Genomic DNA, 17,677 nt, shown 5'->3' with positions numbered 1-17,677 from the left:
TCAGTGGGCGGCCGGGGCCGGGGCGAGCGTGTCGGCGAGCAGCGCCATCAGTCCTTCCGGTGCGCTCTCCAGGTAGAAGTGGCCGCCGTTCAGCTCGCGCAGGTCGAAGGCGCCGGTCGTGTACCGCTCCCAGGCCGCGGCGTCGGCGCGCGTGCAGGCGGCGTCGTACGAGCCGGATATCGCGGTCACCGGGCAGGTCAGCGGGGCGCCGGGGCGGTGGGTGTAGGTGTCGATGAGGTGGAAGTCGCCGCGCAGCACGAACAGGGCCAGCTCGCGCAGCTCCTCGTGGGCGAGCAGCATGCCCGCGTTGCCTCCGAGGCCGGTGACGTAGCGCAGCATGCCCTCGTCGCCGCGGAACTCCGGGGCCAGGGGCGCGCAGTCGTCCGGGGCCTTGCGGGCCGAGGCGAAGAAGTGGACCAGCGCGGGGCGCAGCGCGCGCGGCAGGGAGCGGGCCACCTCGTAGGCGACGGTGGCGCCCATGCTGTGCCCGAAGAAGGCCACCGGCCGGTCGAGGAACGGTTCGATCTCGGCGGTCGCCTCACGGACCAGGGTGTCCATGTCGGGGGCCTGTTCCACCATGATGCGGTCCTGTCGGCCCGGGTACTGGACCGCCGTGACCTCGATCGACGGGGGCAGCATCTCGGCCCACCCCCGGTAGGCGCTGGCGGCGCCCCCGGCGTGCGGGAAGCAGATCAGCCGCAGCCGCGCGGCGGGGCGCGGCACGAAGGTGCGGAACCAGGTGCTCACGCCGTCACCCGCTCGGCCGGGGCGTACGGCTCGGCCATCGCGACGGCGATCCGGCGCGGCCCCGTGAACGGCTCGCGGCCGTGCGCGGCCAGCATGTTGTCGACGACGAGGATGTCGTCGGCGCGGTAGTCGAAGCGGGTCGAGGCGGCCCGGTAGCACTCCCGCAGGTGGGCGGTGACCTCGTCCGGGATCGCCCCGCCGTCGCCGTAGAACGTGTCGCTCGGCAGGTCGCCGGCGCCGAACAGCTCCAGCAGGCCCTCGCGGACGTCGGGCGCCAGCGTGGTGTGGTGGAAGAAGGTGATGTGGTTGAACCAGACCCGCTCACCGGTCACGGGGTGGACGTGCACCGCCCGGCGGACGCCGCGCGTGCGCAGGCCGCCGTCCGGCTTCCACTCGAACTCCAATGCCTTCGCACGGCAGTTGGCCTCGACCTCAGCGCGGTCCTCGGTGTTGAAGACGTGCCGCCAGTCGACGCCGAAGCCCTCGTGGAAGTTGCGCACGACCATCCAGCCGCGGCGCTCGAACTCCTCCAGGACGGTCGGGTCGATCCGCCGCAGCACCTCGCGGGTGTCCGCCAACGGGGTCGCCCCCAGCGTCTCGGCCTCGCGCACGCAGTGGAAGTAGAGGACCTGCGGCCAGGAGGCCTGGTACGAGTTCTCGGTGTGCAGGAAGATCTCCTCGTCCGGCGGGTAGTCCGTCGAGGTGTAGACGTTGCCCTTGATGGTGGAGCGCGGGGAGGAACGCTCGGAGTACTTCAGCGGCTCCCCGGACAGCGCCCGTACGACGTCGGCGAAGCCGTCCACACCACCGACGTCGAAGCCGCGCAGCAGCAGGGCGCCGTGCGTGCGCAGCTTCTCGCGCAGGTGTGCCGACTCCTTGCCGATCAGCTCGACGATGCCGGGGCTGCCGCTCTCGCGCTCCACGGCGAAGGCAAGTGTCTGCGCGGTCATCTGTCTCTCCTCGTCTCGACCGGTTGTGCCGCCGGCTCGGGAACACGAAGAACCCCCGGCCGGATCACTCTCCGGCCGGGGGCTATACATCTTCGATACAGGAGCTGCGCGGACCGCCGTCACCGATGGCCGGCGCCCTCCTCGTGGCTCGTCAGCGGTCCACTCCCACCGCCTTCAGGATGCGTTCGTTGAACTCCCCGTTGGTCAGCACGACCACTCCGCCGCCCTGGTGCAGGCGGTTCATGGAGACCGCCTGGTAGCCGCCGGGCGAGCCGCCGTGGCCGTACTCCACCTCCGTGCCGCCGGCGTCGACGATCGTGCCGAGGCCGTAGAAGGAGTCGCTGTGCGGGGTGAGCAACTGTCGCGCGGACTCGCGGGACAGCAGCGCCAGCGGGCGCCCCAGGTAGCCGCGGCGCACCTCCAGTTCGAAGCGGGCCATGTCCGCCGCCGTGCTCCACAGGCCGGCCGCCGCCAGCTCCGGATGGATCAGCCAGCCGCCCGGGAGGGGCCGGCCCTCCTCGTCGTGGCCGAGGGCCACCGGCCGGCCGGAACGCTCCGGGAAGTCCTGGTCGAAGCTGCTGCCCGTCATCCCCAGCGGATCGAGCACCAGCCGTCGGGCCAGGGCCTCGAACGGTTCCCCGGTGACGTCGACGAGGAGCTGTTCCAGCACCGAGTAGTGGGCGTTGGACTTGTGGAACTCCGACCCGGCGGGCCGCTCCGCCACCGCGCCCAGGCGCAGCAGGTCCACCAGCGGCGGCACCGGCCGACCCCGGGGCACGCCCCGGCGCGGGGTCTCGGCGAGCCCGCCCAGATGGCTGAGCAGGTGGCGCACGGTGACGGGCCGTTCGGCGGCCGGCAGCCGCCAGGTGCGCAGGTACGCGTCGGCGTCCGCGTCCAGCTCCAAGACCCCCAGATCGACCAGGCGCAGGACGGCCACGGCCGTCACGTGCTTGCCCCAGGAACCGACCTGGAAGAGGGTGTCGGGCGTGACCGGCTCGTCCGAGTCCGCGCTCAGCGTGCCGATACCCTCCAACGCGACCAGCTCGCCGCCCTCGATCACCGCCAGGCTCGCGCCCGGCACCCCGCTCGCCGCGAGGGCCTCCCGTACCGCCTGCGGGTCGAACGCCCGCTCGGCCGCCGGGGCGCCGCCCGTGCGGGGCGCCGCGGGTGCGGCGGTCAGGGCCGCCGCCGTCACGGCCGCCGCGTCCACGGCCGCCGCCAGCGCGGCCAGGGTGTCGTGCTGGTAGAGGAGGAACAGGGAGATGTCGAGCCCCGCCCGGCGGCCCGCCGCGATGACCCGGATCACCAGGATCGAGTCGCCGCCCAGCCGGAAGAAGCCGTCCTCACGGCCGATCCGCCCGATGCCGAGCGTCTGCGACCAGATCGCCGCGATCCGCCGCTCGGTGGCCGTGGCGGGCTCGGTGTACGCCCGGTCCCCGGCCGACCACTGCGCCGGTTCCGGCAGCGCCTTGCGGTCCACCTTCCCGTTGGGCGTCAGCGGCAGCGCGGGCAGCGCCACGTAACCCGCCGGGACCATCGCCTCGGGCAGCGTTCCGGCGAGCCGTTCGCGCAGGGCGGCGGCGTCCGGGGCGGCGCCGTCGACGGTGACGACGTAGCCGATGAGCTGCTCGTGGCCCAGCGGCCCCCGGCGCACGGCGACCGCCGCGTCCGCGATCTCCGCCAGCGCCGTCAGCGCCGCCTCGATCTCGCCCAGCTCGATGCGCACGCCGCGCACCTTGACCTGGTGGTCGACGCGGCCCAGGAACTCGACGGTGCCGTCCGCGTTCCAGGCCGCCACGTCCCCCGTCCGGTACAGCCGCGAGCCGGCCGGACCGAACGGATCGGGCACGAACCGCTCGGCGGTCAGCGCCGGGCGGCCTCCGTAGCCGCGCGAGACCCCGGTGCCGCCCGCGTACAGCTCACCGGGGACTCCCAGCGGGACCGGCGCCATCGCGGAGTCCAGTACGTACAGCCGGGTGTTGCGCACCGGCCGTCCGATGGTGACCCGCGCCTCGCCGACCGGATCGCCGGCCCGGACCAAGGCGTGCGTGATGTCGTCCGAGCACTCGGTCGGCCCGTAGGCGTTGACCATGGGCACGTCCGGGAAGCGGGCGAACCAGCGCCGGCACAGGTCCGGCGGCAGCGCCTCCCCGGTCACCACCATCCACCGCAGGGCGGGCAGGTCGAAGCCGATCAGGCCGGCGTCCCAGGCGTCGAGCGCGGACCGCAGCAGCGACGGCACGACCTCCAGCACGGTGATCCGCTCGTCCGCCGTACGACCGAACAGCGCCGCCGGATCCGCCACGGCCGCCTCCTCGACCACCCGGACCCGACCGCCGACGGCGAACGCGACGAGCATCTGCCACACCGAGATGTCGAAGGACATCGAGGCGTTCTGCACGATCGAGTCGGCCCCGGTCAGCTCCAGGTCCTCCACCTTCGCCAACAGGTGGTTGGCCATGCCCCGCCGGGTGGCCTCGACCCCCTTCGGCCGGCCGGTGGAACCCGAGGTGTAGATCACGTACGCCAGGTGGTCCGGGTCCGCGAGCGCGGTCGGAGCCGTGGCGGGCAGGTGCGCCCAGGCCTGCGGCCGGTCCAGCGCCACGACAGCCCGGCGCGGACCGTCCCCGGCGTCACCGAACCCCTCGACCGCCTCCCCCAACACCACGCGGACGTCCGCGTCGGCGGCCATGTAGGCCAGCCGCTCCGCCGGCAGCGTCGGGTCCAGCGGCAGCCAGGCACCGCCCGCCTTGAGCACCGCGAGGACCGCGAGGACCGTGGCGGGGGAGCGGCGGGCGTGGACCGCCACGACCGTGTCCGGTCCGACCCCGAGCGCCCGCAGGTGGTGGGCGAGCCGGTTCGACTCGGCCGCGACCTCGGCGTACGAGAGTTCCACCCCGTCGGCGACGAGCGCCGTACGCCGCGGATCCTCGGCGGCGAACCGGTCCAGTTCTTCCTCCACGGCCACCCACGCGGGCTCGCGGTCGGTCTCGGTGAAGGAGCGCAGCAGCTCCTCCTCCGCCTCACCCAGGTACGTCCGGCGCGCGTCGCCGTCCGGTGAGGCCGCCATCGAGGCGAGCACCGCCCGGTACATGCGGGCCAGCCGCTCGCCGTCGGCCCGACCGAGCACCCGCGAGTCCGCGGTCAGGTTCAGGCCCCGGCCGCCGGTGGCGACGCTCAGCGCGAACTCCGTGGTCGTCTCGCCGACGCTCGAACCCGCGTCGATCCGGTCGCTGTTGAACGACCGCAGGTCGTGGTAGTTGAACAGGACGTCGATCTGCCGCTGCGAGCCCGGAGCCTCCCGCTGGATCGCCGCCATCGGATAGCGGCGGTGGGCCCACAGGTCGACCTCGCGGGCGAAGACGTCCCGCACCAGCTCGCCCCAGGTCCGGGCCGAGCGGTCGTGGGCGAAGGGCAGGGTGTTGAGGTACATGCCCAGCACCCGGTCCGAGCCGAGCACCTCGGGCCGCGCGTCGACGACCAGACCGGTGTGGAAGGACTCCTCCTCGGTGAGCTGGCTCATCACCTTCAGGTGGGCGGCCAGCAGCACGCTCTTGAGGGAGACCCGGGCGCGCGAGGCGAACGCGCGCAGCGGCTGCTCCAGGTCGGTGAGGTCGACCGGCACCACGTGGGTGCGCCGGGCGCCCTCCTCACCCCAGCCGGCCGGGAGCCGCAGCGGCGCCCAACCGCTGGTGACCCCCTTCCAGTAGGCACTGTCCACGCCCTGCGCGAGCGACTCCAGCTCGCCCGCCACGAAGTCCGCGTACCGGGTCGGCGGAGCCTGGTGGGACACGGCGTCGGCGTGGCCGTCGCGGATCTCCCGGTAGCGCTCGACGAGTTCGGTGACCAGGGCGAACTGCCCCCAGCCCTGGGTGATCGCGTGCGGCTGGCTGAAGGTGATCCGCCAGGCCGTGTCGCTCTCCGGGTGGGCCGCGACCCGCAGCAGCGGAGCGCGCGAGGGATCGAAGGCATCGGCCCGCTCGGCGGCCAGGAAGGCGCCGAGCGCCGCCTCCTGGGCGGCCGCGTCCCGGCCGCGCAGGTCGTGGACGCGCACCGGTACGGCCACGCCCTCGTGCACCAGCTGCATCGGCTGGGAGAACCCGGTCAGGTCGAAGGAGGTCCGCAGCACGTCGTGACGGGCCGTGACGTCCGCGACGGCCGCGCGCAGCGCCGCCCCGTCGAAGGGCAGGTCGTCGTTGACCCGGATGGAAACGCACTGGTGGTAGGTCGAACCGCCGGTGTCGGCGAGCATCTCCACCAACATGCCGAGCTGGAGCTGCGACGCCGGATAGGCGTCCACCACCCCGGCGGGCACCAGCGCCCGGTCCCCGCCCGAGATCAGGGCGAACGGGGCCACCGCGTCGATCCGGCCCGTCAGCGCGGGCCTCCCGGCCGCCGCCTCGGCGAGCCCGGCGACCGTGCGCTGCTCGAACACGTCGCGGACGGCGATGTCGTAGCCCGCCTCCCGCAGCGCCCCGACCAGGTTGACGGCCCGCAGGGAGTCGCCGCCGAGGTCGAAGAAGGAGTCCAGGACGCCGACCCGGTCCGCCCCGAGGACCTCGGCCCACAGCGCGGCCATCCGCTCCTCGCCCGGGGTCCGGGGCGCCAGGTAGTCCCCGGTCGCCAGGGCCTCCCCCTCCGGCGCCGGCAGCGCCTTGCGGTCGATCTTCCCGGCGGCGTTCAACGGCAGCGCCTCCAGGCCGACGAACGCGGAGGGCAGCATCGGCTCCGGCAGCAGTGCGGCCAGCAGCCGCCGCAGTTCGCCGGGATCCGGCGCCTGGGCGTCCGTCGTGACCACGTACGCCACCAGGCGCTTGTCGCCCGGGGTGTCCTCGCGGACGGTCACGGCGGTGTGCGCGACCCCGGGCAGCTTCATCAGCGCCGCCTCGATCTCGCCCGGCTCGATGCGCACCCCGCGGATCTTGACCTGGTCGTCGGCGCGGCCCACGTACAGCAGGGCGCCGTCCACCGGCATCCGTACGACGTCGCCGGTGCGGTACATCCGCGCGCCGGGATCCGTGGAGAACGGGTCCGGGACGAACGAGGACGCCGTCCGCGCGGGCAGGTTCCGGTAGCCGCGGGCCAGCCCCGAGCCGCCGATGTACAGCTCGCCCGCGACCCCGGCCGGCACCGGCCGCAGCAGGGAGTCCAGCACGTACACGGTGTTGTTGGCGATCGGACGTCCGATCGAGATCCGCGCCGCCCCCTCGGGCACCTCCCAACTCGTCGACCAGATCGTCGTCTCGGTCGGCCCGTACACGTTGACCAGCCGGTCCACCCGGGAGCGCAGCTCGGCCGCCAGCTCGACGGGCAGTGCCTCGCCGCCGGTCAGGGCGGTGACGGCGGCCCGCTCGAAGCCCGAGCGCAGCAGCAGGTTCCACCCCGAGGGGGTGGCCTGCACGTGGGTGATGCCGTACCGCTCGACCAGGCGGCCCAGCGCGGCGCCGTCCTTGGTCTCCAGGCTGTCGGCGAGCACCAGCCGGCCACCGGTCACCAGCGGCAGGAACAGCTCCAGGCCCGAGATGTCGAAGGAGACCGAGGTCAGGGAGAGCCAGGTGTCCGCGCTCCCCGAGCCGAGCTGCTCGGCCATCGCCGACAACAGGTTGGCCAGGGCCGCGTGGGCGATGCCGACGCCCTTGGGGCGGCCGGTGGAGCCCGAGGTGTAGAGCGTGTAGGCCAGGTGCCCGGCCTCGGCGCGCACCGGCGCCGCCGTCGGCGCGGGCTCCTCCCACGGCAGGTCGTGGACCAGCCGGGGCCCGTCGTGCCGCCCGTCGAGCACCTGCGCGTACGTCGATCGCGTGACCACCGGCCCCGCCCCGGCGTCCGCGAGCACGTACGCGATCCGGTCGGCGGGGAACGCCGGGTCCAGCGGGACGTACGAGGCACCCGTGCGCCACGCGCCGAGCATCGCCGCGACCAGCTCCGGCGTACGGTCCAGCAGCAGCCCGACCACCGATTCGGGACCGGCGCCCAGGGCGTGCAGCCGCCGCGCGTACCGCTCGGAGCGCGCGAGCAGCTCCCCGTAGGAGACCTCGCCCCCGTCCCACAGCAGCGCGACCGCGTCGGGGTCGGCGACCGCCCGCCGCGCGAACAGGTCGTAGGCCGTCGCCGCCTCGCGCGGCACGCGGGTGTCGTTGACCTCCGTCAGCAGCCGGCGGCGCTCCTCCTCCGGGAGGAGGTCGACGGTGGCGTCCCCGTCCGGATCGGCGGCCATCGCCTCCAACACCCGCCGGTACATCGCCACCAGGCGTTCGGCGTTCTCCCGGTTCACGGTGTGCGAGTCGCAGGTCACGATGATGTGGCCGACCCGCGAGGACACCGTCAGCGGGAACTCGGACGGGCTGTCGTCGATCCCGCCCTCGTGGTCCACCAGCCCGGAGTCGACCTGCCGGAAGTCCTGGTAGTTGAAGTACACGTCGAGCAGTCGGCGCGAGCCGCCCCACTCCCGCTGGATCGCCGCCATCGGGTAGCGGCGGTGGTCCCACAGACCGACCTCGCGGGCGAAGACCTGCCGGACCAGCTCGTCCCAGGTGCGCGCCGAGCGGTCGTGGGCGAAGGGCAGGGTGTTGAGGTACATGCCCAGCACCCGGTCGGCACCGAGCAGTTCGGGCCGGGCGTCGCACACGAGCCCGGTGTGGAAGGCCGCCTCGTCGGTGAGCCGGCTCATCACGGCCAGGTGTGCCGCGACCATCACGCTCTTGAGGGAGGTCTTGGCGCGCGCGGCCAGCGCGCGCAGCCCCTCCTCCAGATCGGTCCACACGATGCCCGCCTGCACGGTCTCCCGGGGCAGCTCGGGGTGGTCCCCCCAGCCCTGCGGGAGCCTGAGCGGCGCGTGCTCGGTGACCACCGAGCGCCAGTACCCGCGGTCCTCGGGGGAGTCCACGGCGCGCAGCTCACCGGCGACGAAGTCGGCGAAGCGCACGGCCGGAGCGTCGAAGGGCTCCGGCTCGCGGCCGTCGCGGACCGCCCGGTAGACCTCGATCAGCTCCATCAGCAGCGAGTGGTGGCCCCAGCCCTCCAGGATCGGGTGGCATTCGGTGACCGAGATCCACCAACCGTCCGCGCCGCCCGTCAGATGCGCGTGGAAGCGCATCAGCGAGGGCACCGCGAGGTCGAAGACCCGGCCCCGCTCGGCGACCGTGAACGCGCGCAGCGCCGCGTCCACGGCGGCCGGGTCCAGGGCGCTCAGGTCCTGCGAGCCGAGCGGCATCTCGGCCTGGGCGTGCACCAGCTGCATGGGGCGGGAGAAGCCGGACAGCGCGATCGAGGTGCGCAGCACCTCGTGCCGGGCGGTGACGATCCGACCCGCCTCGGCGAAGGCCCGTCCGTCGAAGGGCCGGTCGTCGCGGATCCTGAAGGTGGAGACGTTGTGGTAGAGGTTGCGGCTGGTGTCGGCGAGCATCTCGACGATCATGCCGAGCTGCATCTGCGACAGCGGATAGGCGTCCGTGACCCCGGCCGGGACGGCCGCCCGGTCCGCCGCGTCGATCAACGCGAACGGCTCGACGGTCTCCGTGCCCGGGGCGAGCGCGGGCCGCCCGGTGATCGACTCGCAGAGCTGCGCGACGGTGCGGAAGTCGAAGACGTCGCGCACCGAGACGTCGTACCCGGCCGCGCGCAGGGCGCCGACCAGGGCGATCGCCCGGATCGAGTCGCCTCCGAGGTCGAAGAAGGAGTCCAGGACACCGACCCGGTCCACGCCGAGCACCTCGGTCCACACCGCGGCGACCCGCTCCTCGACGGGCGTACGGGGCGCCGTGAACGCGCCCGCGCCGCGCAGGGTCGTGGTGTCGGGGGCGGGCAGCGCGCGGTGGTCGAGCTTGCCGTTGACGGTCAGCGGGATCCGCTCCAGGGACACGAACGCCGAGGGCAGCATGTACTCGGGCAGGGTCCGCCGCAGCAGGGTGCGCAGCTCACCGGGCTCGGGAAGGCCGCCGGGCTCGCGCGCCACCAGGTAGCCGACCAGCTGCTTCTCGCCGGAGTCGGTGCGGACCTGGACCACGGCCTCACCGACGCCCGGGTGCTCCAGCAGGGCGTGGGCGATCTCGCCCAGCTCGACGCGGTAGCCGCGGATCTTGACCTGGTTGTCGATGCGGCCGATGAACTCCAGGCTCCCGTCGGGCAGCCGGCGCGCGGCGTCGCCGCTGCGGTACAGCCGGGCGCCGGGCGGACCGAAGGGGTCGGGGACGAACCGCTCGGCCGTCAGCTCCGGGCGGCCCAGGTAGCCGCGGGCGACTCCCGGACCACCGACGTGGATCTCACCCGGGACGCCGAGGGGCGCCGGGTTGCCCGAGGCGTCCAGGAGATACACCGGAAGGTCGCTGAGCGGATGGCCCACCCGGTTGCCCGCAAGCGGTTCAAAGTCGGCCTCCTCGATCCGGTGGTACGTCGTGTGGACGGTGGTCTCGGTGATGCCGTACATGTTGACGAGGGCGGGACCGTCGGGGCCGACGCGCTCCAGCCACGGCCGCAGCTCGGGGACCTCCAGCTTCTCCCCGGCGAACACCACCGCGCGCAGGGACAGTTCGTCGATCCGCGGGTCGCCCGAGCCGGCCGCGGCGACCAGCGAGCGGAAGGCGGTCGGGGTCTGCGAGAGCACCGTCGCCCGCTCGGAGACGAGCAGGTCGAGGAAGTCCGAGGGCGAGCGGGTGACGTCCTGGCCGACGACCACGAGCCGGCCGCCGTGGAGCAGCGCGCCCCACATCTCGAACACCGACACGTCGAAGGCGTAGCTGTGGAACATGGTCCACACGTCTCCGGCGCCGAAGCCGTAGTGCTCGTGGGCGGTGCTCAGCAGGCGCAGCACGTTGCCGTGCTCCAGGACCACGCCCTTGGGGCGCCCGGTGGAGCCCGAGGTGTAGATGACGTAGATGGTGGAGCCGGGCCCGCCCGTCGGCTCCGGGTTCGTGGCCGCACGCGCCCCGATCAGGGCGGAGTCCCGGTCCAGGAACAGGGTCTCGACGTCCCGGGCGTCGGCGAGCGCGGGGGCGGTCGCCTCGGAGGCGACGACGATCCGGGCCCCCGCGTCGGCCATGACGTAGGCGAGCCGGTCGGCCGGGTTGGCCGGGTCGAGGGGAAGGTAGCCCGCCCCGGATTTGAGGATGCCGAGCAGCGCCGGCATCAGCTCGGGGCCGCGCTCCAGGCAGAGGCCGACGAGGTGCTCGGGCCCGGCGCCCATGGCGCGCAGCTGGTGGGCCACCCGGTTCGCCCGCTCGTTCAGCTCCCGGTAGGTGAGGTGGGCGGCGCCGGCCGTCACGGCGATCGCGTCGGGGGTCGCCGCGGCGCGCTCCTCGAAGACCTGGTGCACGCAGCGGTCCACCGGCGGGCCCGGCCGGAACCCGCTGAGCGAGCCGGTGGCGACGGCGAGTTCGGCGTCGCCGAGGAGGCGCAGCCGGGACACGGGCAGGGCCGGGTCCGCGGTGGCCTCCGTCAGCAGCCGCAGCAGGTGCCCGGCCATCCGCTCGGCCGTGGCGCGGTCGAAGAGGGCGGTGGCGTAGTTGAGGGCGCCGCCCAGCGACCCGTCGGGGCCCTCCTCGATCTGGAGGGTCAGCTCGTACTTGGCGACCCGGTCCCGGCGCGCGTACTGCTCGACGGTCAGACCGGGCAGGGCGAACGCGTCCAGCCGCCGCTCGTGCATCGTGAAGGCGACCTGGTGCAGCGGGGTGCGTGACATGTCGCGCTCCGGCTGCAGCTCGTCCACCAGCCGGGCGAACGGCACCTCCTGGTGGTCGAACGCGTCGAGGACGTCGGCCCGGGTCCGGGCGAGCAGCCCGCCGAAACCCGGGTCGTCCGCCCAACTGCCGCGCATCACCAGGGTGTTGATGCCGTACCCGATCAGCTTCTGCAGCTCGGGCCGGCCGCGCCCGGAGACCACGGTGCCGACCGAGACGTCGCTCTGGCCGGTGTAGCGGGACACCAGCACCTGGAAGGCGGTCAACAGCACCGCGAACGGGGTGGTGGCGTGGGCCGCGGCCAGCTCGCGGACCCGCCGCGCCAGCCCCTCGGGGAAGGCGACTGGCACGTCGGCGCCGGCGGTGTCGCGCACCGCCGGTCGGGGCCGGTCGGTGGGCAGCTCCACGGGCAGGGCGCCGGTGAGCCGCTCCCGCCAGTGGGCGAGCTGCCGCTCCAGGGCCGGCCCGGTCAGCCGCTCGCGCTGCCAGGCCGCGTAGTCCGCGTACTGCACCTCCAGCGGCGCGAGCGGGGTGCTGTCGCCGGTGGTCCGGCGGGTGTAGAGGGTGCTCAGCTCGTCGGCGAACACGCGGGTCGACCAGGCGTCGCAGGCGATGTGGTGGAAGGCCACGACCAGGACGTGCTCGTCGGCGGCCAGTCGGATCAGCCGCGCCCGGGCCGGCCACTGGGCGGCCAGGTCGAAGGGGGTGCCCAGCTCGCGCTCGACCAGGGCGGCGGCCAGGGCCTCGCGCTCGTCGGGGCGCTCGCCGCCGAGGTCGTCGAGCGGCAGGGCGACGGGGGCCGGGGCGTCGACGAACTGCACGGGCAGGGTGCCCGAGAGGCCGTAGCGGGTGCGCAGGATCTCGTGCCGGTCGGTCACCGTCTGCCAGGCGGCGGCCAGCGCCCCGGTGTCGAGGGCGCCGCGCAGTCGCAGCACCAGCGGCACCAGGTATTCGGCGCTGTCCGGCTCCAGCCGGCTCAGGAACCACATCTGCTGCTGTCCGGAGGACAGCGGGAGCGGGGCGTCGCGGTCGGCCCTCGGTATGCCCGAGGGCGCGGGGGCGGTCGGGCCGGCCCCGCCCCGCGGGCCGCGACGGCCCGCGAGGCGGCTGCGGAGCAGCTCGGCGCGGAGTTCCTCGGGGGACGCCGCCGGGGCGGACCGCCGGGCCCCGGCCTGCTGTACGGGAGTCGTTTCCTGAATGCTCATGCTCTCTGCTCCTCCAACAGCTCGGCGTCCGACAACTGCTCGATCTCGGCGCGGATACGGGATTCGACGGCGTCCGCCAGGGCGGCGACGGTCGGGTGTTCGAAGATCTCGCGGACCGGCAGGGCGATCTCGAACTCCGACTGGATGGCCGCGATCAGCCGGATCGCGAGGATGGAGTTGCCCCCCGACCGGAAGAAGTTGTCGCGGACGCCGATCCGGGAGCCGAGCAGCTCGGCCCAGATCTCGGAGATACGTTCCTGCAACGGACCGGACGGCTCGTCCTCGACGGACGCGGCCGACGCCGGCGCCGGGTCGGGCAGGGCCGCCCGGTCCAGCTTGCCGTTCGCGTTCAGCGGGACGGCCTCCAGCGCGGTGAACGAGGACGGGACCAGGTGGTCCGGCAGCAGCTCGGCGCAGTACTCCGCCAGCTCGCCGCCGTCGACCGGATTGAAGGCCGGTACGAAGTACCCCGCCAGCCGCACCACCCCGCCGTCGGTACGGGCGACCACCACGGCCTCCCGCACCCCCGGGTGGTCGGCGAGCACGGCCTGCGCCTCGCCTGGCTCCACCCGGTAGCCGCGGATCTTGACCTGGTGGTCGGTGCGGCCCAGGAACTCGACCTGCCCGTCCGCCGACCAGCGGGCCAGGTCACCGGTGCGGTAGAGGCGGGCGCCCGCCTCCCCGAAGGGGTCGGGCACGAACTTCTCCGCCGTCGCCACCGGGAGCTCCGCGTAACCGCGGGCCACGCCCGTGCCACCGACGTACAGCTCGCCCACCGAGCCGGTCGGCACCGGCCGCATCGCCCCGTCCAGGACGTACGTCGTCATGCCGGGCAGCGGGCCGCCGATCGGCACCACCGGGGGCAGCTCGCCCCGCGGCACCGGATGGACGCTCGTGCCCACGGAGGCCTCGGTCGGGCCGTACTCGTTGACCAGCCGGCCCGCGCCGAGCCGCTCGACCCACTCGCGGGCCAGCGGTCCCGGCAGCGCCTCGCCGGCGACCACGACCACCCCGGCCAGCTCCGCCGACTGCTCGGGCGTCAACTGCTGCGTCAGGATGTCCAGGTGGCCGGGTGTCAGCTTGAGGAAGCTGTACGGCCCCGAGGCGGCCAAGCGCGCCCCCAGCTCCGACAGATCGGTGTCCTGGGGCAACATCACCACCCGCTGTCCGGCCAGCAGGGGCGCCCACACGTTGGGCACGGCCAGGTCGAAGGCGGTCGAGGAGAAGACGGCGCTGCCGCCCCTGCCCCGCGCCACCAGCTCGTCCACGGCCCACCGCAGGTGGTTGGCCAGACCCCGGTGGGGCACCGCGACCCCCTTGGGGCGGCCGGTGGACCCCGAGGTGTAGATCAGGTACGCCAGCCGGTCCAGGTCGGCCGGGACCTCGGGCGCGGTCGCCGGGAGCGCCGCGAGGGCGTCGGCGTTCGCGTCCGCGTCCACGAGGACCAGGGCGCCGGTGTACCCGGAGAACCGCTTCGCGTACCCGGCGGAGGTCACCACCACCCGGGCGCCGGCGTCGGCCGGCATGGCGCCGACCCGCTCGGTCGGCCACGCCGGGTCCATCGGCACGTAGGCGCCGCCGGCCTTCCAGACCGCCAGCAGGGTCGCGGTCAGTTCGGCGCCGCGGTCCAGCAGCACCCCGACCCGGGCCTCGGGACCGATCCCGAGGGTGCGCAGGTGGTGGGCCAGCCGGTTGGCCCGGGCGTCGAGTTCCGCGTAGTCGACCGTGCGCCCGTCCTCCTGGATCGCGACCGCGTCGGGCGTCCGCGCCGCCTGCGCGGCGAACACCTCGTGCGCGGCGACGGTGACCGGCGCGTTCGGGGCGGTCGCCCACGTCGAGGTCAGCAGCTCCCGCTCCGCCCCCGACAGCAGGTCCACCTCGCCGAGAACGACGTCCGGGTCGGCGGCGACGGCCGCCAACAGGTGCCGGAAGCGTTCGGCGAGGCGCTCGACGGTGGCCGCGTCGTAGAGCGCGGTCGCGAACTCCAGGCTCGCGAACATCGTCCCGTCCGCGTGCCGGCGCATGTACAGCGTCAGATCGGTGTGCGCGACCCCCCACATCTCCTTGAGGGTCCGCACGTCCTCGTCGCCCTCCACGGCGCCGTTGAACGACTCGTCGTGCAGGTCGAAGGCCACCTGGTACAGGGGCGTACGGGACAGGTCGCGCTCCGGCGCCAGCTCCTCCACCAGCCGCTCGAACGGCAGGTCCTGGTGGGCGAAGGCGTCCCGGGTGGTCCGCTTGACCCGCTCCAGGGCCTCGCGGAAGGTGAGTCGGGCGTCCAGAGCGCAGCGCAGCACCAGGCTGTTGAGGAAGAAGCCGACGATCCCCTCGGTCTCGGCGCGGTCGCGCCCGGCCACCGGTGTGCCCACCGGCACGTCCCACTGGCCGGCGTGCGCCGCGATCAGCGTCGCGTACGCCGTCAGCAGCGTGGTGAACGGCGTCGCGCCGTGGCCGCGCCCCAGCTCGGTCAGCCGGGTCACGACCTCCTCGGGAACGGAGAAGTGGACGACCGAGCCGTGGCCGTCGCGGACCGCGGTCCGCTGCCGGTCGGCCGGCAGCTCCACCGGGTTCGAGCCCGTCAGGACGCCGCGCCAGTGGCGCAGTTCCCCGTCGACGACCTCGTCGGTGAGCCGGCCGCGCTGCCAGGCCGCGTAGTCGGCGTAGTCCAGGGTGCGCACCGGCAGCCCCGGGTCCGAGCGGTCCTCGCGGTAGGCGTCGATCAGCTGGTGGAACTCCCGCTCCAGCACGTTCGAGGACCAGCCGTCGGTGGTGATGTGGTGCATCGCCACCGTGACGACGTGGTCGCCGCCGCGCAGCCGGACCAGGGTGGCCCGCAGCAGCGGCCCGTTCTCCAGGTCGAAGCCCCGCCCGAACTCCTCCTTCAGGATCGCGGTGAACTCCTCGCGATCCGCGTGCAGGTGGCGCAGCTCGACCCGGTGCGGGGCGGCGATGAACTGCACGGACTCGCCGTCCACCACCGCGTACCGGGTGCGCAGCGCCTCGTGCCGCTCCACCAGGGCGTTCAGGGCCCGCTGGACGTGGGCGACATGGGTGCCGTCGGGCACCTTGAGGAACATCCCGGCGACCCACTCGGAGCTGCCCGGGTTCATCCGGTCCAGGAACCACAGCCGGCGCTGGCCGAAGGACAGCGGCAGCGGTCCGCCGTCGCGCGGCACGGCGGCGATCGCCGGCTCGGCGGCCTCGGCCGGTGCCTGCTCCGGCGTGGCCGCGGCGCCCGGTGCCGCGTCGTCGGCGGCCGGGGCGGGGGCGAGCAGGAGGGCCTGGGCCTCGACGGTGGTCGCGGCGAACAGCCCGCGCAGTTGGATCTTGCGGCCCGACAGGGCGCGCAGCCGGCCGGCCAGGCGGGCCAGTTGGAGGGAGGTGCCGCCCAGGGCGAAGAAGTCGTCGTCCAGGCTGATGTCCCGGGTCTTCAACAGCTCCCGCCAGGCGGTGGCGACCAGTCGCTCCGCCTCGGTACGGGGCTCGCGGCCCGGCGCCCGGACGTCGTCGCCGCCGAGTTCGGGGGCGGGCAGCGCGGCCCGGTCGACCTTGCCGTTGACGGTCAGGGGGAAGGCGTCCAGGCGCAGGAACACCGCCGGGACGTGGGTGTCGGGCAGTCGTTCCTGGAGGAAGCCGCGCAGTCCGGCCAGGACCTCGTCGGAGGCCGCGAGCACGTACGCGGCCAGTCGCTTGCCCCCGTCGGGACCGGCGAAGGCGGTGACCACGGCGCCCTGGACGCGGGGGTGGGCGCTCAGCGCGCTCTCCACCTCGCCCGGCTCGATCCGGACCCCGTTGACCTTGACCTGGTGGTCGATGCGGCCGAGGTACTCCAGCACCCCGTCCTCGCGCAGGCGCACCTGGTCGCCCGTACGGTAGAGCCGCGAGCCGTCCGAGGCGAGCGGGTCCGGCACGAAGCGGTCGGCGGTCTGCCCGGGGGCGGCGAGGTAGCCGCGGGCCACGCCCACGCCCCCCGCGTACAGTTCGCCCGCCTCGCCGAGCCCGACCGGGTGTCCTTCGGGGTCGGCGACCATGACCCGCATCCCGCCGATGGGGCGGCCGATGGGCACGGCGCCGGAGTGCTGACCCGGCTCGAAGCGGTGCGCGGTCACGTCGATCGCGCACTCGGTCGGGCCGTAGGTGTTCCACAGCTCGAAGCCGCCGTCCGCGGCGCGCTCGCCGATCCGGCGCAGCACCCGCTGCGCCAGCTCGGCCTGGAGGGGCTCGCCCGCCGAGAACAGCAGCCGCAGGGCGCCGCAGCGCTCCCAGCCCGCCTCCTCGACGAGCAGCCGCAGGACGGAGGGCACCACCTGGAGGACGGTCACGCGCTGGTCGGCGACCGTCTCCAGCAGGGCCGCGGGGTCGCGCTCGGCGCCCTGCGGGGCCAACACCAGGGTGGCGCCGCTGACCAGGGGCGCGAAGACCTCCCAGACGTGCGCGTCGAAGGTGACGGCGGTCTTGTGCAGGACCCGGTCGGCCGGGGAGAGGCCGTGCGTTCCGGTGGCCCAGGCGATGCGGTTGGAGATGCCCTCGTGGCTGATCACGACGCCCTTGGGGGTGCCCGTGGAGCCCGAGGTGTAGATGACGTAGGCGATGTCGAGGGCACCGGCGGCGGCGCCCTGCGCGCCGGCCGCCGGACCCGGGTCGGGCAGGCCGTCCAGGTCGGACAGGAGCAGCTCCTCGGCGGCCGAGGCGGCGGTGACGTGCACCCACGCGGTGTCGGTGACGACGAAGCGCGCCCCGGCCGCGTCCAGCATCCACGAGGAGCGGGCGGCGGGCTGGTCGGGATCGAGCGGCAGGTAGCCGGCCCCGGCCCGCCACACGGCCAGCAGGGCGGACACCAGTTCGACGGAACGGGGCAGGCAGACGCCGACCACCGCGCCCGGACCCACGCCCAGGCTCCGCAGCCGGCGGGCCAGCAGATCGGCGCGGGCGTCGAGTTCGGCGTAGCTGATCTCACGGGTGCCCTCGACCACTGCGATCGCGTCCGGAGTCGCCGCGGCGCGGCCCGCTACGAGTTCGTGAGCCAGGAGGGGCTCGCTGGGGGAGGCGCCCGTACGCGACTCGGGATTCATGTCTCTGAAGCTCCTCGTTGATGATCGGCGTG

General features: G+C 74.3%; 4 protein-coding genes. All 4 read right to left on the bottom strand.

Going from position 1 to position 17,677, the window contains the following annotated elements:
- The 4 genes from ACIOD1_RS23120 to ACIOD1_RS23105 all read right to left on the bottom strand — a co-directional run bounded on the left by ACIOD1_RS23120 (position 1) and on the right by ACIOD1_RS23105 (position 17,645).
- Entirely contained in the window at positions 1–747 is a 747-nt protein-coding gene (locus ACIOD1_RS23120; protein WP_401904335.1) for a thioesterase II family protein, read from the bottom strand.
- Complete coding sequence (locus tag ACIOD1_RS23115; protein ID WP_365622488.1) at positions 744–1,697, bottom strand: TauD/TfdA family dioxygenase; 954 nt, start codon at positions 1,695–1,697, stop codon at positions 744–746. The genes ACIOD1_RS23120 and ACIOD1_RS23115 overlap by 4 nt, the downstream gene beginning before the upstream one ends.
- A 151-nt stretch (positions 1,698–1,848) precedes the next feature.
- Positions 1,849–12,573 carry an amino acid adenylation domain-containing protein gene (locus ACIOD1_RS23110; RefSeq protein WP_401904332.1) on the bottom strand — a complete coding sequence of 3,575 codons (10,725 nt, stop codon included), beginning with the start codon at positions 12,571–12,573 and terminating at the stop codon, positions 1,849–1,851.
- Positions 12,570–17,645, bottom strand: a complete 5,076-nt coding sequence (locus ACIOD1_RS23105) for an amino acid adenylation domain-containing protein (protein WP_401904330.1) — start codon at positions 17,643–17,645, stop codon at positions 12,570–12,572. The genes ACIOD1_RS23110 and ACIOD1_RS23105 overlap by 4 nt, the downstream gene beginning before the upstream one ends.
- Positions 17,646–17,677 lie beyond the last annotated feature (32 nt).

Source organism: Streptomyces sp. NPDC088097, assembly GCF_044741845.1.
Taxonomy (GTDB): Bacteria; Actinomycetota; Actinomycetes; order Streptomycetales; family Streptomycetaceae; genus Streptomyces.
The sequence above is the reverse complement of the archived record's forward strand: the minus strand, read 5'-3'. Positions and strand labels throughout refer to the sequence as shown.